Origin of the sequence: Yersinia enterocolitica subsp. enterocolitica (assembly GCF_901472495.1) — a bacterium.
Classification (GTDB): Bacteria; Pseudomonadota; Gammaproteobacteria; order Enterobacterales; family Enterobacteriaceae; genus Yersinia; species Yersinia enterocolitica.
On sequence record NZ_LR590469.1, the window covers coordinates 4,051,698 to 4,077,356 of the forward strand.

Genomic DNA, 25,659 nt, shown 5'->3' on the forward strand with positions numbered 1-25,659 from the left:
AAGGGAGCAATTCATTGTGACAAACATGATTCGTCAATTTTTACGCCAAGAGGCTGCGGGTGGCCTGATTTTGATTTTTGCTGCTGTCGTGGCTTTATTTATGGCCAACAGCCCACTGCAAGGGTTTTATCAGTCATTTCTTGATGTACCGGTATCAGTAAAAATAGCCTCACTGGATATCAGTAAACCGCTATTGCTATGGATCAATGATGGCCTAATGGCGATATTCTTCCTGGTCGTTGGCTTGGAAGTTAAGCGTGAATTGATGGAAGGTTCACTGGCTGGGCGTGATAAAGCTATTTTCCCAGCAATTGCTGCCTTAGGCGGTATGTTGGCTCCGGCCTTGATTTATTTACTGTTTAATGGGGCTGATGAAGTTACCCGCCAAGGGTGGGCAATTCCGGCTGCAACTGACATTGCTTTTGCACTGGGTGTCATGGCATTACTGGGGAACCGGGTTCCAACCAGCCTGAAAGTTTTTTTACTGGCACTGGCCATCATTGATGACTTGGGTGTCATCATTATTATTGCGTTGTTCTATACCCACGAAGTCTCACTACAAGCCTTGGGAATGGCAGCTGCGGCTATTGCGCTTTTGGGTTATATGAACTGGCGTGGAGTGGGGAAAACATCGGCTTACTTGTTAGTTGGATTGGTACTGTGGGTCTGCATCCTAAAATCCGGAGTACACGCGACCTTAGCCGGTGTGATTGTTGGTTTTATGATACCGCTGCACACTCAAGATAAGCGTTCACCATCGGAATCACTGGAACATGGCTTGCACCCGTGGGTGGCCTATTTGATTCTGCCGTTATTTGCATTTGCCAATGCGGGCGTTTCATTACAAGGCGTTTCAATCTCAGGATTAACATCGTTACTGCCTCTGGGGATTGCGAGTGGGTTATTTATTGGTAAGCCACTGGGGATTTTCCTCTTTAGTTGGCTCGCCGTTAAGCTAGGAGTTGCTAAGCTGCCTGATGCAATCAATTTTAAGCAGATTTTTGCTGTATCAGTGTTATGCGGTATCGGCTTTACTATGTCGATATTTATCGCTTCACTGGCATTTGATGGCGCTGATATTGCTCTAACAACCTATTCCAAATTGGGCATATTACTGGGGTCTACTACTGCAGCAGTTGTAGGTTATAGCTTGTTGCGCTTGGCTTTGCCGGCGAAGAGAAATATAACGCATTGATCAATATTTGAATGCCAGTGCCTTTACGAATGGCACTGGCATTCTACCTGATAGATTTCCAGGCTTACCGTTTGTGAAGTCTCAGAACAGGGAACGTTTAGTCGTGCATGGGGCTAGCTGGCTCACCGATATGTTAAGGGGATAACAACATGCGAATGTCGCACATCAATTTCAATCATCTTTATTATTTTTGGCAAGTTTGTAAGGAAGGCTCTGTCGTCGGGGCGGCTGAGGCTTTATTTCTAACGCCACAAACGATTACCGGGCAAATTAAAGCATTAGAGGAGCGTCTGGGCGGGAAATTATTTAAACGCCAGGGACGTGGGCTGGTGCCATCAGAATTGGGGCAATTGGTCTTTCGCTATGCTGATAAGATGTTCATGCTCAGCCATGAAATGCTAGATATCGTTAACTATCGCAAAGAATCCAACTTGTTATTTGATGTCGGCGTAGCTGATGCATTATCCAAGCGCTTAGTTAGCCAGGTATTGGAAACTGCCGTGGTGGATCATGAAAAAATTCATTTACGCTGTTTTGAATCTACTCATGAAATGCTATTGGAACAGTTAAGTCAGCATAAGCTGGATATGATTCTGTCTGACTGCCCAGTTGATTCCAGCCAGCAAGAAGGGTTGTTTTCAGTAAAACTCGGCGAGTGCAGTGTCAGTTTTTACTGTCGCCAGCCAATTCCTGACTTGCCTTTCCCCGCTTGTTTGCAACAAAAACGTTTGTTGGTCCCTGGGCGTCGCTCAATGTTGGGGCGTAAATTATTAAATTGGATTAACAGCAAAGGGTTACAAGTGGAAATCTTGGGGGAATTTGATGATGCGGCGTTAATGAAAGCGTTTGCTATCTATAACAACGCTATTTTTGTTGCTCCAACACTGTACGCAGCAGATACCTATGGCAAAGATGATGAAATTGTCGAGATTGGTCGTTTAGACAATGTACAGGAAGAGTATTACGTTATTTTCGCCGAGCGAATGATTCAACATCCAGCAGTGCAGCGGGTATGTAACAAAGATTTTTCCGTACTTTTTAGCGGTTAGGCTGATTGGCTCAAGTTGCAAATTGCACAGCTACCCTTTATTCGTAGCCAAGATAAGTTTTGCGATTTGATGAGTCAGCCAAATTTTAGATATAAAAAAACCGGCCTAGGCCGGTCTTTTTACGAAGCAGCCAACGTAATGCATTACTGCATTGCGTTGATTTGCGCTACCAAGTTTGACTTATGGCGCGCTGCTTTGTTTTTGTGGATCAGACCTTTACTGGACTGACGATCCACGATTGGTTGCATCTCATTAAATGCTTTTTGCGCTGTGTCTTTATCGCCAGCTGCGATTGCCGCATACACCTTCTTAATGAAGGTACGCACCATTGAGCGACGGCTAGCGTTATGCTTGCGGCGTTTCTCAGACTGTACGGCGCGTTTCTTAGCTGATTTGATATTAGCCAAGGTCCAACTCCCAAATATATTCTATTGAGGACAATTCAAAGGCCAAGGAATATGCCTTTTTAGCCTTCGTTTGTCAATGGATTTGTGCAAATAAGCGCCGTTTGTACGGGCGGCACTTGCTACGTTGTGATGGAGCGGGATTTTACCAGCTTCGCGCTGTGGAATACAGTCTTTCGAAAGAAAATTCCACAGTTCACTGCCTTGAAGGGATTCGACGGTGGTTCTTGTAAAGATCTCGGCCTGCTTCTGTATTCAACGGCGTGCGTATTCTACAGGATAAAGTCAGTAAAAGGGATTTTACCTGCGTAATTTTCGCAAAATGGTATGACTTTCGGTTAAAGGTACCAATCGCGGGTTAACCTTAACCGCTGTACAAGGTATAATCCGGCGATTTCCACTGTTTTGAGCCAGCTATGGAGCTAATTCGCGGTATACATAATATCCGGGCACGCCACCATGGTTGCGTGCTAACTATCGGTAACTTTGATGGTGTCCATCGCGGACATCAAGCCTTATTGGAGCAGTTAAAGCGCGAAGGTCAGCGTTTGAGGTTGCCCGTTATGGTGATGATATTTGAACCGCAACCACTGGAATTGTTTGCAGCGGATAAAGCACCAGCTCGATTGACGCGTTTACGCGATAAAGCCAGATATTTGGCGAAAGCCGGTGTTGACTATCTATTGTGCGTTAAATTTGATCCGCGTTTTGCAGCTAATACTGCGCAAGCTTTTGTTGCCCAGTTGCTGGTAGAGAAGTTGGGTGTTAAGTTTTTAACTGTTGGTGATGATTTCCGCTTCGGCGCAGGGCGTCAGGGGGATTTTCAACTGTTACAACAAGCGGGTGCTGAATTTGGTTTTGATGTTATCAGCACAGATAGCTTTTGTGATGGTGGATTGCGTATTAGCAGCACGGCGATTCGTCAGGCGCTTTATGACGACGATTTGGTGCTGGCTGAGACACTGCTTGGTCACCCATACAGTATTTCCGGCCGAGTGGTTCACGGTGACGAACTGGGGCGGACGATAGGTTTCCCCACGGCGAATTTGCCGTTAAAACGTTTAGTTGCTCCTGTAAAAGGAGTGTATGCGGTTGAGGTCTATGGTTTGGGTTCAAAGCCATTACCCGGTGTTGCCAATATTGGCACTCGGCCTACCGTTGCTGGTATTCGCCAGCAGCTAGAGGTTCATCTGCTTGATGTAACTATGGATCTTTATGGGCGCCATATTGATGTGGTGCTCTGCGCAAAACTGCGCAACGAACAGCGTTTTGCTTCGCTCGATGCGTTGAAGCAGCAAATCGCCCATGATGTGGTGACGGCCCGAACATTTTTCGGGCTAAAGACACCGGTTTAATATTTCTAGCCGAAACGGAACCGAGAATCTAATGAGTGACTACAAGAATACCCTGAATTTGCCTGAAACAGGGTTCCCGATGCGCGGCGATCTGGCTAAGCGTGAACCTGACATGCTGAAACGTTGGTATGAGCAGGATCTGTACGGGATTATTCGTACAGCCAAAAAGGGTAAAAAGACCTTTATTTTGCACGACGGCCCTCCTTATGCGAACGGCAACATTCACATTGGTCACTCTGTTAACAAAATTCTCAAAGATATTATTGTTAAAGCGAAAGGGATGTCCGGCTACGACTCACCTTATATTCCAGGTTGGGACTGCCACGGCCTGCCGATCGAGTTAAAAGTTGAACAATTAATTGGGAAACCGGGCGAAAAAGTCAGTGCCGCGGAGTTCCGTGCTGCTTGCCGTAAATACGCAGCTGAGCAAGTTGAAGGCCAGAAGAAAGATTTCATCCGCTTGGGTGTGTTGGGCGATTGGGACCATCCTTACCTAACGATGGATTTCAAAACTGAAGCCAATATCATTCGTGCGTTAAGCAAAATCATTGATAACGGTCACTTGCACAAAGGCGCGAAGCCAGTGCACTGGTGTACTGATTGCGGTTCGTCACTGGCTGAAGCTGAAGTTGAATATTACGACAAAACCTCGCCTTCCATTGATGTGCGTTTTAACGCGGTCGATGTGGCTACAGTGAGCGCTAAATTCGGTGCAGCAAATGCTAATGGCCCGATCTCTCTGGTTATTTGGACCACCACGCCGTGGACCTTACCTGCGAACCGTGCAATCTCACTGAATGCTGAATACAACTATCAGTTGGTGCAGGTTGAGGGCGAATGCCTGATTCTGGCAGAAGATCTGGTTGAGAGCGTCATGAAGCGCGCTGGCATTGCTGAGTGGACGGTATTGGGTAGCTGCAAAGGTTCTGATCTGGAACTGCTGCGCTTCAATCACCCGTTTATGGGCTTCGATGTTCCAGCAATCTTGGGCGACCATGTCACACTGGATGCCGGTACTGGCGCAGTTCATACCGCACCAGGCCACGGCCCGGATGACTTTGTTATCGGCCAAAAATATGGTTTGGAAGTGGCTAACCCGGTTGGCCCGAATGGCTGCTATTTGGCGGGGACTTATCCAACACTGGATGGCCTGTTTGTTTTTAAAGCCAATGATGTGATTGTTGAGTTGCTGCGCGAAAAAGGTGCATTGCTGAAAGTTGAAAAACTGGTTCACAGCTATCCATGTTGCTGGCGTCATAAAACACCGATCATCTTCCGTGCTACTCCGCAATGGTTCATCAGCATGGATCAAAAAGGTCTGCGTAAGCAGTCGCTGGAAGAGATCAAAGGTGTGCAGTGGATCCCTGATTGGGGTCAGGCGCGTATCGAAACTATGGTAGCAAACCGCCCAGATTGGTGTATCTCGCGCCAGCGTACTTGGGGCGTACCAATGTCTCTGTTTGTGCATAAAGAGACTGAAGCGCTTCATCCACGTAGCACTGAGTTGATGGAAGAAGTTGCTAAGCGTGTAGAGCAAGACGGCATTCAAGCCTGGTGGGATCTGGATCCGGCCGAGATTCTGGGTGCTGATGTAGCTGATTACGTTAAAGTTCCAGACACTCTGGACGTATGGTTTGACTCCGGTTCAACCCACTCTTCTGTAGTCGATGCTCGCCCAGAGTTTGGTGGTCATAGCCCAGATATGTATCTGGAAGGTTCTGATCAACACCGCGGCTGGTTTATGTCCTCACTGATGATTGCGACCGCGATGAAGGGTAAAGCGCCTTATCGTCAGGTACTGACTCATGGTTTCACCGTGGATGGTCAGGGGCGTAAAATGTCCAAATCCATCGGTAATACTATCAGCCCGCAAGATGTGATGAATAAATTGGGTGGCGACATCCTGCGCCTGTGGGTGGCATCCACCGATTACACCGGCGAAATTGCTGTTTCTGATGAAATTCTGAAACGCTCTGCTGACTCTTATCGCCGTATCCGCAACACCGCGCGCTTCTTGTTGGCTAACCTGAATGGATTTGATCCGGCGTTGCATCAGGTGAAACCAGAAGAGATGGTAGTAGTAGACCGCTGGGCTGTAGGCCGTGCGCAAGCTGCGCAAGCCGAGATTATGGAAGCGTACGAAAACTACGACTTCCACTTGGTAGTGCAGCGCCTGATGCAGTTCTGCTCGGTTGAAATGGGATCGTTCTACCTCGATATCATTAAAGACCGCCAGTACACTGCGAAAGGCGATAGCGTTGCGCGTCGTAGCTGTCAGACAGCACTGTTCCATATTGCCGAAGCTTTGGTTCGCTGGATGGCTCCTATCATGTCCTTTACCGCAGACGAAATCTGGAACGAAATGCCGGGTGAGCGTCCACAATATGTCTTCACTGAAGAGTGGTATGACGGTCTGTTCGGGTTGGCGGGTGATGAAAGTATGAACGATACTTTCTGGGCTGAGCTGTTAAAAGTGCGTGGCGAAGTCAACAAAGTGCTGGAGCAAGCGCGTAGTGATAAACGTATCGGCGGTTCGTTAGAAGCTGCTGTGACACTGTTTGCCACACCGGAGCTGGCTGCACGCCTGAATAGCTTGCAAGATGAGCTGCGTTTTGTGTTGCTGACGTCAGCGGCCAAAGTCGCAGATTATGCCGATGCCGGTGATGATGCGCTGCAAAGCGAGCTGATCTCTGGGCTGAAAATTACCTTTAATAAAGCTGATGGTGAGAAGTGTCCACGTTGCTGGCATTACACTCAAGACATCGGTTTGGTAGCGGAACATGCTGAACTGTGCGGCCGCTGTGTCACTAACGTTGCCGGCGACGGTGAAGAGCGTAAGTACGCCTAATGAGTAAACCTATTTGTTCGACCGGATTGCGCTGGTTATGGCTGGCTGTGCTGGTGGTGATTGTCGATCTCAGTAGCAAACAGTGGGTTATGACCCACTTTGCGCTGTATGAGTCGATGCCACTGATTCCTTTTTTCAACCTGACCTACGCGCAGAACTTTGGCGCAGCATTTAGCTTCCTCGCGGATAAAAGTGGCTGGCAGCGTTGGTTCTTTGCCGGGATAGCTATCGGTATTTCAGTTCTATTAATGGTGCTGATGTATCGTTCTACTGCCAAGCAGCGCCTGCTCAACTGTGCTTATGCTCTGATTATCGGTGGGGCATTAGGTAATTTATTTGATCGCATGGTGCATGGCGCGGTGATCGACTTTATTGATTTCCACGTCAATAACTGGCATTTCCCGACATTTAACATCGCCGATACAGCAATTTGTATCGGTGCTGCATTGGTTATATTTGAAGGCTTTATCAGCCCAGCTGAAAAAACGGCGATGAATAAAGGTGAGTGATATGTCAGAGCGGGTACAAGACCATTTTATACAAGACAAGAGTGCTGTATTGGTGCATTTCACTCTGAAACTGGAAGATGGTTCAACGGCAGAATCAACTCATATTCACGGTAAACCCGCGCTATTTCGCTTAGGCGATAACAGCCTTTCCGATGCGCTGGAGCAGCAGTTGATCGGCTTGAAAGTGGGTGACAAACACGCTTTCAGCTTACCACCTGAAGATGCATTCGGTTTAGAAAGTCCTGATTTGATTCAGTACTTTACGCAGCGTGATTTTGCGCAAACCGGTGTACCGGATACGGGTACGATTATGCTGTTTACCACTCGTGATGGCAGTGAAATGCCGGGCGTGGTGCGGGAAGTAGCAGAAGAGTCGATTACTGTTGATTTTAATCACCCGTTGGCAGGGCATATCGTCAGCTTTGACATTGAAGTGCTGGAGATAGACCCCCAACAGGAGGCAATGCATGCAGATATTGCTGGCTAATCCACGCGGCTTTTGTGCCGGAGTTGATCGGGCTATCAGTATTGTTGAACGCGCGATCGAGATGTATGGCGCGCCAATCTATGTACGCCATGAAGTGGTACATAACCGCTATGTGGTTGATAGCCTGCGTGAGCGCGGGGCTATTTTTATCGAGGATATCGCTGAGGTGCCAGATGGTTCCATTTTGATTTTCTCGGCCCATGGTGTGTCACAAGCGGTGCGAGCCGAAGCCCGTGCCCGTGAATTGACGATGCTGTTTGACGCAACTTGTCCCTTGGTCACTAAAGTCCATATGGAAGTTGCGCGCGCTAGCCGCAAAGGGAAAGAAGCTATCCTGATTGGTCATGCTGGCCATCCGGAAGTTGAAGGCACCATGGGGCAATACAACAACCCGAAAGGGGGAATGTATTTGGTCGAGTCGCCTGATGATGTTTGGAAACTGAATGTTAAAGATGAGAATAACCTCTGCTTTATGACTCAGACCACGTTGTCAGTTGACGATACCTCTGCGGTTATCGATGCTTTACACCGGCGTTTCCCGAAGATTGTCGGCCCACGTAAAGATGATATCTGCTACGCCACAACTAACCGCCAAGAAGCGGTGCGGAATTTGGCGAATGATGCCGACGTGGTGCTGGTGGTTGGCTCGAAAAACTCATCTAACTCAAACCGGTTAGCTGAACTCGCACAACGCATGGGTAAACCCGCTTATCTGATTGATTCGGCAGCTGATATCCAAGAGTCATGGTTACAGAATGCGAAATGCATTGGCGTGACCGCAGGAGCCTCTGCACCCGATATTCTGGTACAGCAAGTGATTGCCCGTTTACAAGCGCTTGGTGCGGGTGGGTCGGTTGAGCTTCGTGGCCGCGAAGAAAGTATTGTATTCGAAGTCCCAAAAGAGTTACGTGTTGAGGTTAAGCAGATCGACTGATCTCTGGCATGTATTCATAACGTTATCAAGCAGCCCTGAGTGGCTGCTTTTTTATGGATGTATTTCGCCATAGCTGCATGAATATGCGAAATAACCGTATTATGCCAGATGAACCGTTATTGTACTGACTCCGTTTGGATTGCACATTGAGCTGCCCATACATGCTCACGGCGAGAGGGTTAGCAAATGTTATGCAAGGAATTAAGTGGTTTCACTGATAAAAGCAGCCGTATATCATTTTTTTCTAATACAGATTAAATAGGCTGGCAGAGTCGATGACGGGCGGCTAATCTGAACCCTTGTCAGGGTAGATGACACAATATTGGGAGAACTCATGACTAATTCAACAATTCGCATCGCCGTTGTCGGTGCAGGCGGCCGTATGGGTCGGCAGCTTATTCAGGCAATCACGCAGACTAAAGGTGTGGTGCTGGGTGCCGCAGTAGAGCGCGCGGGGTCCACTCTGGTGGGAAGTGATGCGGGTGAACTGGCCGGAACAGGTTTGCTAAATATCGCCGTAAGTGATGATTTATCTAAAGTAACTGATCATTTTGATGTGTTGATCGACTTTACTCGACCAGAGGGCACTCTGGAACATTTAGCTATTTGCCGCGCACATCATAAGGCAATGGTGATTGGAACCACCGGTTTTGATGATGCCGGTAAAGCCGCCATCAGCGCCGCATCAGCAGAGATTGGTATTGTGTTCGCCGCAAACTTCAGTGTTGGGGTCAATGTGGTACTTAAGTTGCTTGAAAAAGCCGCCAAAGTGATGGGCGATTACACTGATATCGAAATTATTGAAGCGCATCACCGCTATAAAGTTGATGCGCCGTCAGGGACCGCATTAGCGATGGGCGAGGCTATTGCTGAATCTTTAGGGCGGTCACTGAAAGATTGCGCAGTTTATACCCGCGAAGGCCATACCGGAGAACGCAAACCAGGCACTATTGGTTTTGCGACAGTGCGTGCTGGCGATATTGTCGGGGAGCACACCGCCATGTTTGCCGACATTGGCGAACGGGTTGAAATCACCCATAAAGCCACTAGCCGCATGACTTTTGCCAATGGTGCCGTTAAATCTGCTATATGGCTTTCTAATCATGATAATGGCTTGTTTGATATGCGAGATGTACTGAGTTTGAATGAACTTTAAAGGTGTAAAGCACAACCCGTGATGTGGTTGTTTTTATCATAATCATATGATAACAGGGCAATATTTTATTGTCCTTTTTTGTTTGTTTATATAATCAGATGTCTTATTCATTTTTTTATACGTAATGTCGTTTTTGTTGTGTTTTATCTCGTTTTTTTATCTTTTAGTGTCCTCATTATCTATTAGTACTCATTTTCATCACTTCAGAACGATTTTTTTCAGTCACATACTCTCGCAACCGTTTACTATGCTAAGTTAGCATGTGTTTTTGCCGCTATAATCGTCTCATTTTAATGAGAACGGTAAAAAACAGAGAAAAAATGGCACTTTGGCTAGACAAGAGCGTCACTCATCATTAAAATGCGCCCAATTTGCCAAAAATTAGCTTTGAGGGCGGTTTTTGCATTGATTTAGGTCGCTAGATATGAATTAATATGCAAATAATGTGACTGTTTATTCCTTGGAGGGTGTTTTGATTAAGTCAGCGCTATTGGTTCTCGAAGACGGAACCCAATTTCACGGTCGGGCCATCGGGGCAGAAGGTACGGCAGTGGGGGAAGTGGTCTTCAATACGTCGATGACCGGTTATCAAGAAATCCTTACTGATCCTTCCTACTCCCGCCAGATCGTCACTCTTACTTATCCTCATATCGGCAATGTCGGCACCAATGCCTCCGATGAAGAATCCTCCGCAGTACACGCCCAAGGTCTGGTTATTCGCGACCTGCCATTGATTGCCAGCAATTACCGTAATGAAGAAGGCTTATCTGAGTATCTCAAGCGCCACAATATTGTAGCGATTGCAGATATTGATACCCGTAAGCTGACACGGTTGCTGCGTGAGAAGGGCGCGCAAAACGGCTGTATTATTGTGGGTGACTTATCAGATGCTGCGCTGGCGCTGGAAAAAGCCAAAGCATTCCCAGGCTTGAAAGGGATGGATCTGGCCAAAGAGGTGACTACCAAAGAAGTGTATCAATGGCTGCAAGGCAGTTGGACTCTGGAAGGCGACTTACCGGCGGCGAAACAACCTGAAGATCTGCCATTCCATGTTGTGGCGTACGACTACGGTGTAAAACGCAATATTCTGCGCATGCTAGTTGACCGTGGTTGCCGCCTGACCATTGTTCCGGCGCAGACCCCGGCTGAAGACGTCCTGAAGTTAAATCCGGATGGCATTTTCTTATCCAACGGCCCAGGTGACCCTGAGCCATGCGATTATGCTATCGCGGCGATTAAACGCTTCCTGGAAACTGATATTCCGGTATTTGGTATCTGTTTAGGCCATCAACTGCTGGCTCTGGCTAGCGGTGCGAAAACTGTAAAAATGAAATTTGGTCATCATGGCGGCAACCACCCAGTGAAAGATTTGGATGCCAATTGTGTGATGATCACTGCGCAGAACCACGGTTTCGCCGTTGATGAAACCACATTGCCGTCCAACCTACGCACTACTCACGTTTCTTTATTCGATGGTTCCCTGCAAGGGATTCACCGTACCGATAAAGCAGCTTTCAGCTTCCAGGGTCACCCTGAAGCCAGCCCTGGGCCGCACGATGCCGCTCCGCTGTTTGATCACTTTATCGAGCTGATTGAAGCTTATCGCGCGACAGCCGCTAGCCATACTAATAAATAATCAGGAGCGCCAAACCATGCCAAAACGTACAGATATAAAAAGCATCCTGATTCTGGGCGCAGGCCCAATCGTTATCGGCCAGGCTTGTGAGTTTGACTACTCCGGTGCCCAGGCTTGTAAAGCGCTGCGTGAAGAGGGTTACCGCGTTATCTTGGTAAACTCTAACCCCGCCACAATTATGACTGACCCGGAAATGGCTGATGCAACTTATATCGAGCCGATTCACTGGGAAGTGGTGCGCAAAATCATTGAAAAAGAGCGCCCAGACGCAGTATTGCCAACTATGGGCGGCCAAACCGCACTGAACTGCGCACTAGAATTGGAGCGTCAAGGAGTGCTGGCTGAATTCGGTGTCACCATGATTGGTGCAACCGCTGATGCTATCGATAAAGCTGAAGACCGCCGTCGCTTTGATATCGCGATGAAAAAAATTGGTCTGGATACCGCTCGTTCAGGTATCGCGCACAATATGGAAGAAGCCCTCGCCGTTGCGGCTGATGTAGGTTTCCCGTGCATTATCCGCCCATCCTTTACCATGGGGGGCACCGGTGGCGGTATCGCGTATAACCGCGAAGAGTTTGAAGAAATCTGCGAGCGCGGCCTGGATTTATCGCCAACCAAAGAGTTGCTGATTGACGAGTCACTGATTGGTTGGAAAGAGTATGAGATGGAAGTTGTTCGCGATAAAAACGACAACTGCATCATTGTCTGCTCTATTGAGAACTTCGATGCCATGGGGATTCATACCGGCGACTCCATCACTGTGGCACCGGCGCAGACCCTGACTGACAAAGAATATCAAATCATGCGTAATGCCTCGATGGCAGTGCTGCGTGAAATCGGCGTGGAGACTGGCGGCTCCAACGTGCAGTTCTCGGTTAATCCGAAAAATGGTCGTTTGATCGTCATTGAAATGAACCCACGTGTATCTCGCTCTTCCGCTTTGGCATCTAAAGCCACTGGCTTTCCGATTGCCAAAATTGCGGCCAAGCTGGCAGTGGGTTACACGCTTGATGAATTGATGAATGACATCACTGGTGGCCGCACTCCGGCTTCCTTCGAGCCATCTATCGACTATGTTGTCACTAAAATTCCTCGCTTTAACTTCGAAAAATTCGCCGGTAGCAATGACCGCCTGACAACCCAGATGAAATCTGTGGGTGAAGTGATGGCCATTGGTCGTACTCAGCAGGAATCATTGCAAAAAGCACTGCGCGGTTTGGAAGTGGGTGCGACCGGTTTTGACCCTAAAGTCAGCCTTGATGATCCAGAAGCCCTGACTAAAATTCGCCGTGAATTGAAAGAAGCAGGTTCTGACCGAATTTGGTATATCGCCGATGCATTCCGCGCCGGTATGTCTGTTGATGGTGTCTTTAACCTGACCAACGTCGACCGCTGGTTCCTGGTTCAGATTGAAGAGCTGGTACGTCTGGAAGAGAACGTAGCAGAACTCGGTATCAATGGCTTGACCGCAGAGTTCATGCGTCACTTGAAACGCAAAGGTTTTGCCGATGCCCGCCTGGCGAAGTTGGTTGGTGCGGCTGAAAGCGAAGTGCGCAAGTTGCGTTACAAGTATGGTTTGCACCCGGTTTATAAACGTGTAGATACCTGTGCGGCAGAGTTCTCAACCGACACCGCCTACATGTACTCGACTTACGAGGAAGAGTGCGAATCCAATCCAACCAGCGAACGCCCGAAAATTATGGTGCTGGGTGGTGGCCCGAACCGTATCGGTCAAGGGATTGAATTCGACTATTGCTGTGTACACGCGTCATTGGCACTGCGTGAAGACGGTTATGAAACCATCATGGTGAACTGTAACCCTGAAACGGTTTCTACAGACTACGACACCTCTGACCGCCTCTATTTTGAATCGGTGACATTAGAAGACGTGCTGGAAATCGTCCGCATCGAGAAACCGCAAGGTGTTATCGTGCAATACGGCGGTCAAACGCCATTGAAATTAGCGCGTGAATTGGAAGCTGCCGGTGTGCCGATTATCGGTACCAGCCCTGATGCGATTGACCGCGCCGAAGACCGCGAGCGTTTCCAGCAGGCAGTAAACCGTCTGGGCTTGAAACAACCAGCTAACGCTACGGTAGCGACTATCGAGCAAGCAGTTGAAAAAGCAGCAGGTTTGGGTTATCCGCTGGTGGTTCGCCCATCTTATGTGTTGGGCGGCCGCGCAATGGAAATCGTTTATGACGAAGTTGACCTGCGCCGTTACTTCCAAAATGCGGTCAGTGTGTCAAATGATGCGCCAGTATTGCTCGACCGCTTCCTTGATGATGCGGTAGAAGTGGATGTAGATGCCATTTGCGATGGTGAGCGCGTGTTAATTGGCGGCATTATGGAGCACATTGAGCAAGCAGGGGTTCATTCCGGTGACTCAGCATGTTCATTGCCGGCTTACACCCTGAGCAAGGAAATTCAGGATGTGATGCGCCAGCAAGTGGAAAAATTGGCCTTTGAACTTTGTGTCCGCGGCTTGATGAATGTGCAGTTTGCGGTAAAAAATAACGAAGTTTACCTGATTGAAGTCAACCCACGAGCAGCTCGTACTGTGCCATTCGTTTCTAAAGCGACCGGCATACCGCTGGCAAAAATTGCCGCGCGCGTGATGGTAGGGCAGACACTGGCACAGCAAGGTGTTCTGGAAGAGATTATTCCGCCTTATTATTCGGTAAAAGAAGTGGTGTTGCCATTCAACAAATTCCCTGGTGTTGATCCGATTTTAGGGCCAGAAATGCGCTCTACCGGTGAAGTGATGGGGGTTGGCCGTACCTTTGCCGAAGCTTTCTCTAAAGCTATGCTGGGCAGTCAGTCTGGTATGAAAAAGAGCGGCCGTGCACTGTTATCCGTGCGCGAGGGTGATAAGCATCGGGTTGTTGATTTAGCGGCTAAGTTGCTGAAACAGGGCTTTGAACTGGATGCCACTCACGGTACCGCGGTGGTGTTGGGCGAGGCTGGAATAAATCCACGTCTGGTCAACAAAGTGCATGAAGGTCGTCCACACATTCAGGACCGAATCAAGAATGGTGAATACACTTATATCGTGAATACCACAGCCGGGCGTCAGGCGATTGAAGATTCTAAACTGATCCGTCGCAGTGCTCTGCAATATAAGGTGCATTACGATACCACCTTGAACGGCGGCTTTGCCACGGCGATGGCATTGAATGCTGACCCAACCGAGCAAGTGATTTCAGTACAAGAAATGCATGCCAAGATTAAGAAGATGAAAGGTTAATCTTCGGCATAAATAGCAGGGCGATGGAGACATCGCCCTTTTTTATGCTCACTATTTAGTGAACTGCGGCTTTTAACCACAAGAACAGTATTATTCATAAACAATAATATTGTTCATAAACAACATTGATCTTCACCAATGTTAGCTCTCACTGAATTGTAGATAGTAGGTTCTGGGGCAGTTCAATGCTGATGCTGCTAGCTTAGCGCCACTTTAATACCCAGGCCGATTAACAGGCCGCCCAGCAATTTATCGACAACTTTTTGTGCTTTTGCCAAACCACGGCGGACTGGCGCACTTTGAATCAGAATCACCAGCAAAGGCCACCAAATAACGGCCAGTACCCAGATGATTGAGGCGTACCACAGTTTTTCACCCACGCCGGAGTTAATCTGTAATATTTGTGTGAAAACGGCGAGGAAGAAGAGAGTTGCTTTGGGATTCAATAGATTGCAAAGGTATCCCTGCAAGAAGGCGGCTTTCAGTGTGATGGGGGATTGTGTCGCGTTATCGATGCTGAACTTACTTTCTCCGCGCGATAGCAGTGCCTGGATACCAATCCAGATCAAGTAGCAGGCTCCGGCATATTTCAGAAAATTGAACAGCCATGGGGTGGTAGTGATAACTACCGCCAGGCCAGCCACACAATAAGACATATGTGTAGCGACACCCAAAATTACGCCGAGCGCTGTCATCATTGCTGCGGGGCGGCGATAGCGGGCAGCGTTTTTAATCACTAAAAAGAAATCGGGGCCGGGGGAGATCATCCCCAATGTAGCAATAGTCGCGACGAATAAAGAAGTTTCTAGCATAAGGATTACCGCGTGAGAGTGGGGCATTTTGACGATAATAGCGCTACCGAGAGTTCCCTGCATTATTCTTATTTGCCCAAGGGGCTAAGTTGTCTGTCGGATAGCATTGAGCATTTATTTTTTACTCTTTTGATGGACTGTGATGCACGAATATGAGCCTGGATAATGTGATAAGTGGTGAGATACCAAATCAGAAGCAGCGGGAAATTACACGGTTGTGTATCAAGTGCGCACTGTTGCTGCTGCAACACGGTGCAGAAAGTATGCTGGTTGAGCAATTATCCGCGCGCCTTGGTATCGCCTTGGGGATGGACAGTGTTGAAAGTTCTATCTCAGCCAATGCCGTCGTATTAACCACCATTAGCGAGGGGAATTGCCTAACTTCCACGCGCAAGAATACTGACCGTGGTATCAATATGCATGTTGTGACAGAGGTGCAGCATATTGTGATCATGGCGGAGCACCATTTGTTGGATGTAAAAGATGTAGAAAAACGCCTTGAAAATATTAAACCGCTACGTTACCCGCGCTGGCTGGTAGTGGTGATGGTCGCCTTATCATGTGGTTGTTTTAGCAAGCTAAATGGTGGCGGTTGGGATGCGTTTTCCATCACTTTTTTAGCCAGTGGGCTGGCGATGTTTGTGCGGCAAAGTTTAACGGCCCGGCATATGAATCCGCTAATTAACTTCTGTATCACGGCTTTTGTCGCGACATCGGTCTCCGGGCTATTAATGCGTTTACCATTTTTCCAACAGGCATCGAGTGTGGCAATGGCGGCTAGCGTGTTGCTGTTAGTGCCCGGATTCCCGTTGATCAATGCGGTCGCCGATATGTTCAAGGGCCACGTTAATACGGGGCTGGCTCGCTGGGCAATGGCCAGTTTACTCACGTTATCAACCTGTATTGGGGTGATATTTGCGATGGCGACGTGGGGACTGCGGGGGTGGTGATGAGTTTACTCTGGGCATTATTGCAAGATATGGTATTGGCGGCTATTCCAGCGCTGGGTTTCGCGATGGTATTTAATGTGCCGGTGCGGGCATTACGTTATTGCGCATTACTGGGCGCACTGGGGCACGGTTCGCGCATGTTGATGATCCATTTTGGTATGGATATTGAACCGGCTTCATTATTAGCTTCAATTATGATCGGAATGATTGGGATCAATTGGTCGCGCTGGTTGTTGGCCCATCCCAAAGTCTTTACGGTTGCTGCTGTTATTCCTATGTTTCCGGGGATTTCCGCCTATACCGCGATGATATCGGTCGTTGAGATCTCTCACTTGGGTTATAGCGAAGTTTTGATGTCCACTATGGTAACCAATTTCTTAAAGGCGTCATTTATTGTTGGTTCGTTATCGATTGGTTTATCCTTGCCAGGATTATGGTTATATCGCAAACGTCCTGGTGTATAAGGTTTTTTTCTGTCTCTGTTTTTGTCGTGGGCTAAGAGCAGTCTTATATGTGTAATTAGCCTGCTTATCGCTATCGACGCTGGATTAGGCTTTACGTATAGTGTGAGCAATTTTTCGGTACTGGCTCTCGTAGCCTACAGGGTTTAACAATGATTATCAGCCTGATTGCTGCATTGGCAGCGGATCGCGTTATTGGTATGGAAAACGCCATGCCATGGCACTTACCAGCCGATTTAGCCTGGTTCAAACGTAACACGCTAAATAAACCGGTCATTATGGGCCGCAAGACATTCGAATCTATTGGTCGCCCTCTGCCGGGGCGGTTGAATATTGTTATCAGTAGCCAACCGGGAACGGATGATCGGGTAACGTGGGCAACCTCTATTGACGACGCACTCGCTTTGGCAGGCGATGCGGAAGAAGTGATGGTGATGGGTGGCGGCCGTGTCTATAAGCAATTCTTAGACCGCGCTAACCGTATGTATCTTACTCACATTGATGCTGAAGTTGGGGGCGATACCCATTTTCCAGATTATGAGCCAGATGAGTGGGAAAGTATCTTTAGTGAATTCCATGATGCAGACGAGGCTAATTCACACAGCTATTGTTTCGAGATCCTTGAACGTCGCTAATTGCAGGCTAATGACGAAGTCGAATGAAGGGGAATCGTGCCGTTGGGGTCGTAGTCGCGTAAGCGACCGAAGCGCCCCTAGGTGCGGTAACCCCTTCACTCATTAAACTATCAGCGGCTTTGTCATTAACCTAAAATTATTTATATCTTACAAGTAACTAGAGGGATCTTTTGCTGCTGCGGCTATTTCGTCAGCATTGGTTATTTCAGCTTCAACTTTGAAAGCGGGTTGTGTGAAATAACGTTTATCTTCCCAACGAAGCAGGGTTAAATTGCCTCCCCAGCAACAGCCAGTATCCAGCCCATAAATTCCTTCTGGTACACCTTTCCCTTCCAGTGATGCCCAGTGGCCAAAGATAATCGAATACTCAGGGCTGACCAGCCGTGGTAGCTCAAACCAAGGTTTAAGCGGGGCAGGGGCATTTTCTGGTGTGTCCTTACAGATCATGTCCAGTTGCCCATTTGGGAAGCAAAAACGCATACGGGTCAATGCATTAGTGCTAAAACGTAAGCGTGCTAACCCCGTCAACTCGGGTGACCAGTTATTGGGCATATCACCGTACATTGCGTCCAGAAAGAGTGGATAGCTGTCACTGCTCAGGACAGATTCTACTTCACGGGCACACATCTGGGCCGTTTCGATATCCCACTGAGGGGTGATACCGGCGTGAGCCATAATTAATTTTAGTTCGTCATCAACCTGCAAAACCGGTTGGCGGCGTAACCAATTAATCAATTCGTCAGCATCAGGGGCTTCAAGCAGTGGTGTGATGCGATCTTTAGGTTTGTTACGGCTAATGCCAGCGTAAACTGCCAATAAGTGCAGGTCATGGTTACCCAGAACCATACGAACGGCTGGCCCTAATGAACGGACATAACGTAATACATCCAGTGAAGCAGGGCCGCGGGCAACTAAATCGCCGGTCAACCACAAGGTATCGTGTTGCGGATCAAAGTCCACTTGCGCTAATAGCGCAAGCAACTCGTCAAGGCAGCCGTGAACATCGCCAATAAGATAAGTAGACATAGTTGAGGTCAGGATTAATGGATTAGTGTTGGGATCGCTAAGCGGAACACCGGAATCACAGTACGGAACGCCTGACCAAGGTGATCAACCATCTCATAATGCCCTTCCATGGTACCCAGCGGCGTTTCTAGCACGGCCCCGCTGGTGTATTGGAACTCGTTACCTGGCAGGATCAACGGCTGTTCACCGATAACTCCTTCGCCTTGAACTTCTGTCTGTCGGCCATTGCTATTAGTAATTAACCAATAGCGGCCCATGAGTTGCACATTTGAACGGCCCAGATTACGAATCGTCACGGTATAGGCAAAGACGAAACGTTCCTCGTCTGGTATCGACTGGGTTTCCACATAGATACTTTGCACCTGTACACAAACGCGGGGCTGTTCAATCATAATATGCTCCTGCTTATTCTTGCGGTGTCGATTGAGCTGAAAGCCAGTTAGCCAGCTTACAGTATTGCGCTACCGAAATATTCTCTGCCCGTAGTATCGGGTCAATACCTAATTCGATTAGCTGCTCTGGGGTGAATAGATCACCCAAGCTGTTACGCACGGTTTTTCGGCGTTGGTTGAAAGCTTGTGTCGTAATGCGGCTAAGCATACGCACATCACCGACCGGATTCGGTGTGTTCACATGCGGGATTAGACGCACTACAGCTGAATCCACTTTTGGGGCTGGAGTAAAGGCAGTTGGCGGCACTTCCAACACAGGGATGACGTTGCAGTAATATTGCGCCATGACTGTCAAACGACCATAAGCTTTACTGTTAGGCCCGGCAACCAAGCGATTAACCACCTCTTTTTGCAACATGAAATGCATGTCACGAATAGCAGAAGTATAGCTGAAAAGATGGAACATCAGCGGGGTAGAGATGTTGTATGGTAGGTTACCAAATACCCGTAATGGCTGCCCAGCAAGCTCGGCCAATTCAGAAAAATTGATTTTCATCGCATCTTCTTGATGGATAGTGAGCTTGTCTTTCAGTTGAGGATGGCTGGCCAGACGAGCGGCTAAGTCGCGGTCCAACTCAATGACCGTCATATGATCCATGCGAGCGGCTACGGGTTCAGTTAATGCACCTAAACCGGGGCCAATCTCAACTACCGCTTCACCTGGAACCGGATGGATAGCGGAGACAATACTATCGATGACAAACTGATCGTTTAAAAAGTTTTGTCCAAAGCGTTTGCGGGCAAAATGCCCTTGGTGGACTCTATTATTCATTGCTGTTATTTATCATTTTAATGGCTAAATTTAATGCCGTAATGAAACTACCAACATCGGCAGTACCGGTTGCGGCGAGTTCTAATGCGGTACCGTGATCCACAGAAGTGCGGATAAAAGGCAACCCGAGCGTAATATTAACTGCCCGGCCAAACCCTTGATACTTCAAGACTGGCAGCCCTTGGTCGTGATACATCGCAAGGACGGCATCTGCATGTTGCAGATATTTTGGCTGAAATAGTGTGTCTGCTGGTAACGGGCCGATAAGGTTTATCCCTTGCTGACGCAGTGTAGCCAGTGCGGGGATAATCGTCTCGATTTCTTCATGGCCCATATGACCCCCTTCGCCCGCATGAGGATTAAGTCCACACACATAAATCTGTGGTTGGCTAATACCAAATTTGGTTTTCAGGTCATTATCAAGAATGGAAATCACTTCATGCAGACTGGTTTGTGTTATTGCCCCAGGCACTGCCAGTAAAGGCAAGTGAGTGGTTGCCAGCGCTACACGCAGCTCTTCTGTAGCTAACATCATCACCACCCGTGAGCAGTGGCTGCGGTCAGCGAAGAATTCGGTGTGCCCGATAAAAGGGATACCTGCATCATTGATAATGCTTTTTTGTACCGGGCCAGTGACCAATGCGGCAAACTCGCCACTGATGGCACCATCACAGGCTTTAGCTAGTGTTTCCACTACATAGTGGCTGTTTTTGACATCAAGCTGGCCTGGTATCACCTCAGCCGCTATTTTCACCGGCAAAATAGTCAGAGTGCCAGCAAGTTGTGCCAATGCGGGTTTATCTTGCTGATATTCACGTAGCTGCAATGGCAGGTTAAGTTGACTGGCACGAGTAAGCAGCAAGGCTGGATCAGCACACACCACTAGTTCAACAGGCCAATCCTGCTGCGCCAGGGCGATGACTAAATCTGGCCCAACCCCGGCAGGTTCGCCGGGGGTGATAACAATACGATTATTGTGGTTTTGCATCACTACCATCAAGAATTTTCACATAAGCTGCGGCACGTTGCTCTTGCATCCAGGTTTGAGCTTCTTCTGCAAACTTACGGCTAAAGAGCATACGGTACGCCCGATCTTTCTGTGCTGCATCAGTTTTATCTACCTGACGGGTATCAACAACCTGAATTAAATGCCAGCCGAAAGAGGAATGAACTGGTGCGCTGATTTCGCCTTTTTGCAGCTTCATCAGTGCATCACGGAATGCAGGATCATAAATGTCTGGCGAAGCCCAACCCAAATCACCGCCCTGCATGGCAGAACCCGGATCTTGGGAGATCTCTTTAGCAATCGTAGCAAAGTTGGCTTTGCCGCTCTTAATATCCGCAGCCGCAGCCGTTAATTTAGCACGAGCCTGATCATCGGTCATGACCGGCGAGGGTTTCAGCAAGATGTGGCGCGCGTGAACTTCGGTAACTGAAATAGTCTTATCAGCGCCCCGAATATCATTCACTTTCAGAATGTGGAAACCAACACCGGAACGGATTGGGCCAACAACATCACCTTTGCTCGCTGATTGCAGCCTTTCAGCAAACAGAGAAGGTAATTCCTGTAATTTACCCCAACCCATCTGGCCGCCTTTCAGCGCCTGAGAGTCGGCAGAGTTGGCGATAGCCAATTTACCAAAGTCAGCTCCGCCTTTAATGTCTGATACCAATTTTTTCGCCAAATCTTCTGCCTGATCAACTTGTTGTTGAGACGGATTTTCTGGTAATGGGATCAGTATGTGGCTCAGATTCAGTTCGGCATCACCGCTGGTTTGGTTGCCAATTTGTTTGGCCAACGACTCAACTTCTTGCGGCAGGATAGTAATACGGCGGCGCACTTCATTGTTACGCACTTCTGACGTTAGCATTTCTTTGCGGATTTGCTCACGATAGGTATCGTAATTCAGACCATCTGCGGCTAAGCGGCTACGCATCTGAGCAGGTGTCATACGGTTTTGCGCAGCAATATCAGCGATGGCTTTATCCAGCGCTTCGTCACTGATAGTAATTCCCATCTTCTTGGCCATCTGCAATTGGATATTATCCATGATCAGGCGCTCAAGAATTTGATGACGTAGTGTCGCATCATCCGGAACTTGTTGCCCAGCTTGCTGTGCATTCAGTTTCACTGATTGTAACAGACCGTCGACATCACTTTGCAGAACAACGCCGTTATCAACCACAGCGGCAACTTTATCAACTTCTTGTGGTGCTGCGAACGCGGTATTGGCACAGACAACCAATCCGAGAATAAGCGTTCTCCAGTTCTTCATACCTTTTCCATTTATGTAATCCGCTTTTGCGGGTTAAAATTCACTGTATTCAGTGTGTTACACAGTATCAGAATGCACTTTGATAAGGCAGTATACCTGAGCCAAGCATTTGCGCAGTACCCAGGCTATGGTCGCTGCTCAGACCACGTAATTCGATGTTAAAGCTGACTTTGTTGTCATACTTACTGGTTTCATTTTGGTTGTTCCAACCAGTGATTTTCCGTTCATAACCTAAGTTAATTGCCCAACAACAAGTATTATATTGTACGCCAACCAATTGACTGGCAGGCTGATTGGCTTTGGTATCGTAGTAATACGCACCAACCAATGCCCAGCGGTCTGCAATCGGCCAACTGGCGGTGGTACCAATCTGAGAAATACCCTGTTGGTAACCTGGGCTTTTCACGTTTGGCACTGCCGCTTGAATATATTCAGGGCTGGCATAGCGATAATTCAATTGAATCATCCGCTCGGCGTCTTTCCTATACTCCATTACTGCATTGCCGAGGGTCAAACTCCCCAAGCGGGTATCATACTGCGCCCCGCCTTTCAGGCCCAGTTGATCGTTAATACGCCAGAATGTATCCCCAGCCCAAACCAGGCTACCAGTATCATCACTGTTATCAATGGTTTCACTATTACCCGTCCGCGAACGGCTAAAGTAATAGATTTGACCCACTGAAACGTTAAAACGTTCAACCAGCTCATCATCATAAATGCGAGAAGTTAAACCGGTCGACACTTGATTGGCTGAAGCTATACGATCCAGACCACTATAAGTACGGTCACGGAACAGACCTGAGTAGTCCGACTGCATCAACGTGGTATCGTAAATATAGATATCATCCTGATTCCGATACGGAACGTAGAGATATTGTACGCGTGGTTCGAGAGTTTGAGTAAAGCCCTCACTCCAATCCATTGGCCGGTCAAAGACCACCTTGCCATCCACTTTAAATTGCGGTATCACCCGGTTAACCGAATCTTTTAGGTTTGGAACCGTCGCATCCTGACCATTTTGGTTTTTGTAATTACTGGCAAAACCGTTTGGAATATCTTGTTGGTAATGTGTTGCCAGTAATTTAGCTTCGGTATTTAAGCTACCCCATCCGTTGGACAAAGGCAGGTTAATTGATGGTTCGATATGGAAACGATCAGCTTTCGGGTTTTCCGGATTAACACTGGTGAACTTGGCGGCCTGACCATAAACATGCAGATCAAACGGACCAATATCATTTTTATAGTAGTTCATGTCCAGCTGTGGCTGAGCACGGTAAGCATTATTGTTACCGCCGGTCGTAAACACCTGGAACTGTTTAGACGCCAGAGTGGCGTCCCAGTTCTGGTTAGCATAACCGATACTGAAGATTTGTGTGGCATAGCCGTCAGTGGTTGAGCCGTACTGCGATGTTAAGTCGGTAAAGTAATCGGGATCACTGACACGGGTGTAGTTGACATTGAAACGCCAAACTTTATCCATCACACCAGAGTGGCCCCAGTAGTACAACCAGCGAGTGGGGTCTTTTTCTGTACCATCAGTGCCGTGATATAAGCGGTCACTCGGCAGCCAATCCAATGCCATGGTACCGGAACCGGGAGCCAACAAATAACGGAACTCATTTTGCCACTGTAAACCACGCCGCTCCATGTAATGAGGGGTAATGGTGGCATCGAAGTTTGGCGCAATGTTCCAGTAATATGGCAGCATGAATTCCAAGCCGTTATTACTGGTATATTTCGCATTAGGGATCAGGAAACCAGATCGGCGTTTATCACCCACCGGTAATTGCATATACGGGCTGTAGAACACCGGTACTTTGCCGATTTTAAAGCGGGCATTCCAGATCTCTGCGACTTGTTCTTCGCGGTCATGAATAACCTCTGAACCGACCACACTCCAGCTATTATCACCCGGCAGACAAGAGGTGAATGTCCCATTTTCTAAAATGGTATAGCGGTTCTGACCACGTAATTTCATTAAATCTGCATCACCACGGCCTTGACGACCGACCATCTGATATTTGCCTTTATCCATATCAGTGTCTTTGGTATTCAAGTTTGACCAGCCTTTCGGGCCTTTAAGCTTGATTTGCGGATCGTCGTAGTTAACGTCGCCAGTGGCTGTTACGGTACGAACCGGGATAGCTTCGCCGGGTTTTTGTACCTGTGTCAGTTCCACCTGATTGGCCGTTAACGTGCTATTACCTTGCTGGACAATAACATTGCCGGTAAACAGGGCGTTGTCCGGGTAATTGGCTTCGGTTTTATCCGCATTTATACGAACCGGTAGCTGATTCGGATCGCCTGTGACCAAAGGTTGGTCGTAGGTAGGTACGCCAAGCATGCATTGCTCGGCAAGGTCAGCCAGAGTGTGCTGGCTATATAGTGCCGTCCATATCAATGTGGCCAGCAGTGTTGGGAATCTTTTTTTCATACGCGGTTTTGGTGTTCCGTCATCGGGGGGCATCATGCCGGCAAACGGTCTGAGACTATATTACTCATCACAGTTGCGCTAGTGTTAAATCCGGCCGTTTACACGTCTCGCTGTTAGGCGCTGAGCTGAATGCCGAGTATGATAATGCAAATTTTGACTGACGGCATGATGAATTGAGGAGTATATGCAGTATTGGGGAAAACTGCTCGGTCTAATACTGGGATTTCTGTCCGGTGGAGTCTGGGGTGCGATACTTGGGTTGCTTGTTGGCCATATGGTCGACAGGGCGCGTAGCACAAAGCGCCGCGGCTTCTTTGCCGATCAACAAACACGACAATTAATTTTTTTCCGCACCACTTTTCAGGTCATGGGACATTTAACCAAGGCTAAAGGTCGGGTAACGGAGGTTGATATTCAACTCGCCAGCCAATTGATGGATAGAATGCAATTGCATGGCGAAGCTCGAACCGCGGCACAGCAAGCATTTCGTGAGGGGAAAGAGAGTGGTTTCCCATTACGTGAGCGGTTGCAGGAATTACGCGGAGTTTGCTTTGGGCGTTTTGATTTAATTCGGATGTTTCTGGAAATCCAGTTGCAGGCCGCATTTGCTGATGGCTCATTGCATCCTAATGAACGGCAAGTGTTGTATGTCATTGCTGAAGAGTTAGGGATCTCCCGCGGTCAGTTCGATCAGTTCCTGAGCATGATCGAGGGCGGGCGTCAGTTTGGCGGTGGTGCCTGGCATGGTCAGCAGGGAGGATACTCTCAAGGTGGCTACCAGCAAACATCAAATGGCCCGACATTAGAGGATGCCTGCAAGGTGCTGGGGGTAAGTAGTACTGATGATAGTGTCACCATCAAACGTGCTTACCGTAAACTCATGGGGGAACATCATCCAGATAAGTTGGTGGCGAAGGGGTTGCCGCCTGAAATGATGGAGATGGCGAAGCAAAAAGCCCAAGAGATCCAGGCCGCGTATGATTTGATCAAGCGCGAAAAGGGATTCAAGTAAGAGTTC

Annotated in this window: 22 protein-coding genes; 14 read left to right on the forward strand and 8 right to left on the reverse strand. The window is 48.2% G+C overall.

The genetic code is table 11. The annotated features are described in order from the left end of the window. Positions 1 to 16 precede the first annotated feature (16 nt). Together nhaA and nhaR are read left to right on the forward strand one after the other, a co-directional pair. A complete protein-coding gene (gene nhaA, locus FGL26_RS19150; protein WP_005166980.1) occupies positions 17 to 1,195 on the forward strand; it encodes a Na+/H+ antiporter NhaA in 1,179 nt (392 codons plus the stop codon). Between the two features lie 149 nt (positions 1,196 to 1,344). Next, on the forward strand, positions 1,345 to 2,244 hold the full coding sequence (gene nhaR / locus FGL26_RS19155; RefSeq protein WP_005157029.1) for a transcriptional activator NhaR: 900 nt from the start codon (positions 1,345 to 1,347) through the stop codon (positions 2,242 to 2,244). Positions 2,245 to 2,387: 143 nt separating this feature from the next. Here the strand turns inward: nhaR and rpsT are convergent, their stop codons facing one another. Further along, a complete protein-coding gene (rpsT, locus tag FGL26_RS19160; RefSeq protein WP_005157027.1) occupies positions 2,388 to 2,651 on the reverse strand; it encodes a 30S ribosomal protein S20 in 264 nt (87 codons plus the stop codon). A gap of 413 nt (positions 2,652 to 3,064) precedes the next feature. On the opposite strand from rpsT, the gene ribF reads away from it, so the two are divergent. The 8 genes from ribF to carB all read left to right on the forward strand — a co-directional run bounded on the left by ribF (position 3,065) and on the right by carB (position 14,823). Further along, entirely contained in the window at positions 3,065 to 4,003 is a 939-nt protein-coding gene (gene ribF / locus FGL26_RS19175) for a bifunctional riboflavin kinase/FAD synthetase (RefSeq protein WP_005166981.1), read from the forward strand. A 31-nt stretch (positions 4,004 to 4,034) separates the two neighbouring features. Beyond that, positions 4,035 to 6,851, forward strand: coding sequence for an isoleucine--tRNA ligase (gene ileS, locus FGL26_RS19180; protein WP_005166982.1), 2,817 nt, complete (start codon positions 4,035 to 4,037; stop codon positions 6,849 to 6,851). Then, positions 6,851 to 7,360, forward strand: a complete 510-nt coding sequence (gene lspA, locus FGL26_RS19185) for a signal peptidase II (protein ID WP_005166983.1) — start codon at positions 6,851 to 6,853, stop codon at positions 7,358 to 7,360. The genes ileS and lspA overlap by 1 nt, the downstream gene beginning before the upstream one ends. Position 7,361: 1 nt before the next feature. Continuing rightward, positions 7,362 to 7,847, forward strand: a complete 486-nt coding sequence (gene fkpB / locus FGL26_RS19190) for an FKBP-type peptidyl-prolyl cis-trans isomerase (protein WP_005166984.1) — start codon at positions 7,362 to 7,364, stop codon at positions 7,845 to 7,847. Continuing rightward, a complete protein-coding gene (ispH, locus tag FGL26_RS19195; protein WP_005166985.1) occupies positions 7,828 to 8,781 on the forward strand; it encodes a 4-hydroxy-3-methylbut-2-enyl diphosphate reductase in 954 nt (317 codons plus the stop codon). Before fkpB ends, ispH begins: the two co-directional genes overlap by 20 nt. 334 nt (positions 8,782 to 9,115) lie before the next feature. Continuing rightward, positions 9,116 to 9,937, forward strand: coding sequence for a 4-hydroxy-tetrahydrodipicolinate reductase (gene dapB, locus FGL26_RS19200; protein ID WP_005166986.1), 822 nt, complete (start codon positions 9,116 to 9,118; stop codon positions 9,935 to 9,937). Positions 9,938 to 10,409: 472 nt separating this feature from the next. Beyond that, entirely contained in the window at positions 10,410 to 11,573 is a 1,164-nt protein-coding gene (gene carA, locus FGL26_RS19205; RefSeq protein WP_005166988.1) for a glutamine-hydrolyzing carbamoyl-phosphate synthase small subunit, read from the forward strand. A 16-nt stretch (positions 11,574 to 11,589) separates the two neighbouring features. Beyond that, positions 11,590 to 14,823 carry a carbamoyl-phosphate synthase large subunit gene (carB, locus tag FGL26_RS19210; protein WP_138060264.1) on the forward strand — a complete coding sequence of 1,078 codons (3,234 nt, stop codon included), beginning with the start codon at positions 11,590 to 11,592 and terminating at the stop codon, positions 14,821 to 14,823. 197 nt (positions 14,824 to 15,020) lie between these two features. On the opposite strand, the gene FGL26_RS19215 is transcribed toward carB, so the two are convergent. Then, entirely contained in the window at positions 15,021 to 15,635 is a 615-nt protein-coding gene (locus FGL26_RS19215) for a LysE family transporter (RefSeq protein WP_005166992.1), read from the reverse strand. A 152-nt stretch (positions 15,636 to 15,787) separates the two neighbouring features. Here FGL26_RS19215 and FGL26_RS19220 point away from each other — a divergent pair, with 152 nt between their 5' ends. From FGL26_RS19220 to folA, 3 genes are all read left to right on the forward strand, one after another. Then, a complete protein-coding gene (locus tag FGL26_RS19220) occupies positions 15,788 to 16,585 on the forward strand; it encodes a threonine/serine exporter family protein (protein WP_005166994.1) in 798 nt (265 codons plus the stop codon). Continuing rightward, on the forward strand, positions 16,585 to 17,049 hold the full coding sequence (locus FGL26_RS19225) for a threonine/serine exporter (protein WP_005180751.1): 465 nt from the start codon (positions 16,585 to 16,587) through the stop codon (positions 17,047 to 17,049). Before FGL26_RS19220 ends, FGL26_RS19225 begins: the two co-directional genes overlap by 1 nt. A gap of 152 nt (positions 17,050 to 17,201) precedes the next feature. Beyond that, a complete protein-coding gene (gene folA, locus FGL26_RS19230) occupies positions 17,202 to 17,681 on the forward strand; it encodes a type 3 dihydrofolate reductase (protein WP_172668252.1) in 480 nt (159 codons plus the stop codon). A 147-nt stretch (positions 17,682 to 17,828) separates the two neighbouring features. Here folA and apaH read toward each other — a convergent pair whose 3' ends face one another. The 6 genes from apaH to lptD form a co-directional block, all read right to left on the reverse strand. After that, positions 17,829 to 18,707, reverse strand: a complete 879-nt coding sequence (gene apaH / locus FGL26_RS19235) for a bis(5'-nucleosyl)-tetraphosphatase (symmetrical) ApaH (RefSeq protein WP_005166999.1) — start codon at positions 18,705 to 18,707, stop codon at positions 17,829 to 17,831. A gap of 14 nt (positions 18,708 to 18,721) precedes the next feature. Continuing rightward, positions 18,722 to 19,099: a Co2+/Mg2+ efflux protein ApaG gene (gene apaG / locus FGL26_RS19240; protein WP_005156966.1), complete on the reverse strand. Its 378-nt coding sequence runs from the start codon at positions 19,097 to 19,099 to the stop codon at positions 18,722 to 18,724. A 13-nt stretch (positions 19,100 to 19,112) separates the two neighbouring features. Then, positions 19,113 to 19,931 (reverse strand): 16S rRNA (adenine(1518)-N(6)/adenine(1519)-N(6))-dimethyltransferase RsmA, encoded by an 819-nt coding sequence (gene rsmA / locus FGL26_RS19245; protein ID WP_005167002.1) that lies wholly within the window; start codon positions 19,929 to 19,931, stop codon positions 19,113 to 19,115. Beyond that, entirely contained in the window at positions 19,924 to 20,919 is a 996-nt protein-coding gene (pdxA, locus tag FGL26_RS19250) for a 4-hydroxythreonine-4-phosphate dehydrogenase PdxA (protein ID WP_005167004.1), read from the reverse strand. Before pdxA ends, rsmA begins: the two co-directional genes overlap by 8 nt. After that, a complete protein-coding gene (gene surA / locus FGL26_RS19255; protein WP_005167006.1) occupies positions 20,903 to 22,207 on the reverse strand; it encodes a peptidylprolyl isomerase SurA in 1,305 nt (434 codons plus the stop codon). Before surA ends, pdxA begins: the two co-directional genes overlap by 17 nt. A 67-nt stretch (positions 22,208 to 22,274) precedes the next feature. Further along, the gene (gene lptD, locus FGL26_RS19260) at positions 22,275 to 24,641 is read right to left on the reverse strand and encodes an LPS assembly protein LptD (protein ID WP_005167008.1); all 2,367 of its coding nucleotides are present in this window, start codon (positions 24,639 to 24,641) and stop codon (positions 22,275 to 22,277) included. 184 nt (positions 24,642 to 24,825) lie between these two features. On the opposite strand from lptD, the gene djlA reads away from it, so the two are divergent. Beyond that, positions 24,826 to 25,653 (forward strand): co-chaperone DjlA, encoded by an 828-nt coding sequence (gene djlA / locus FGL26_RS19265; RefSeq protein ID WP_005167009.1) that lies wholly within the window; start codon positions 24,826 to 24,828, stop codon positions 25,651 to 25,653. Positions 25,654 to 25,659: the final 6 nt, after the last annotated feature.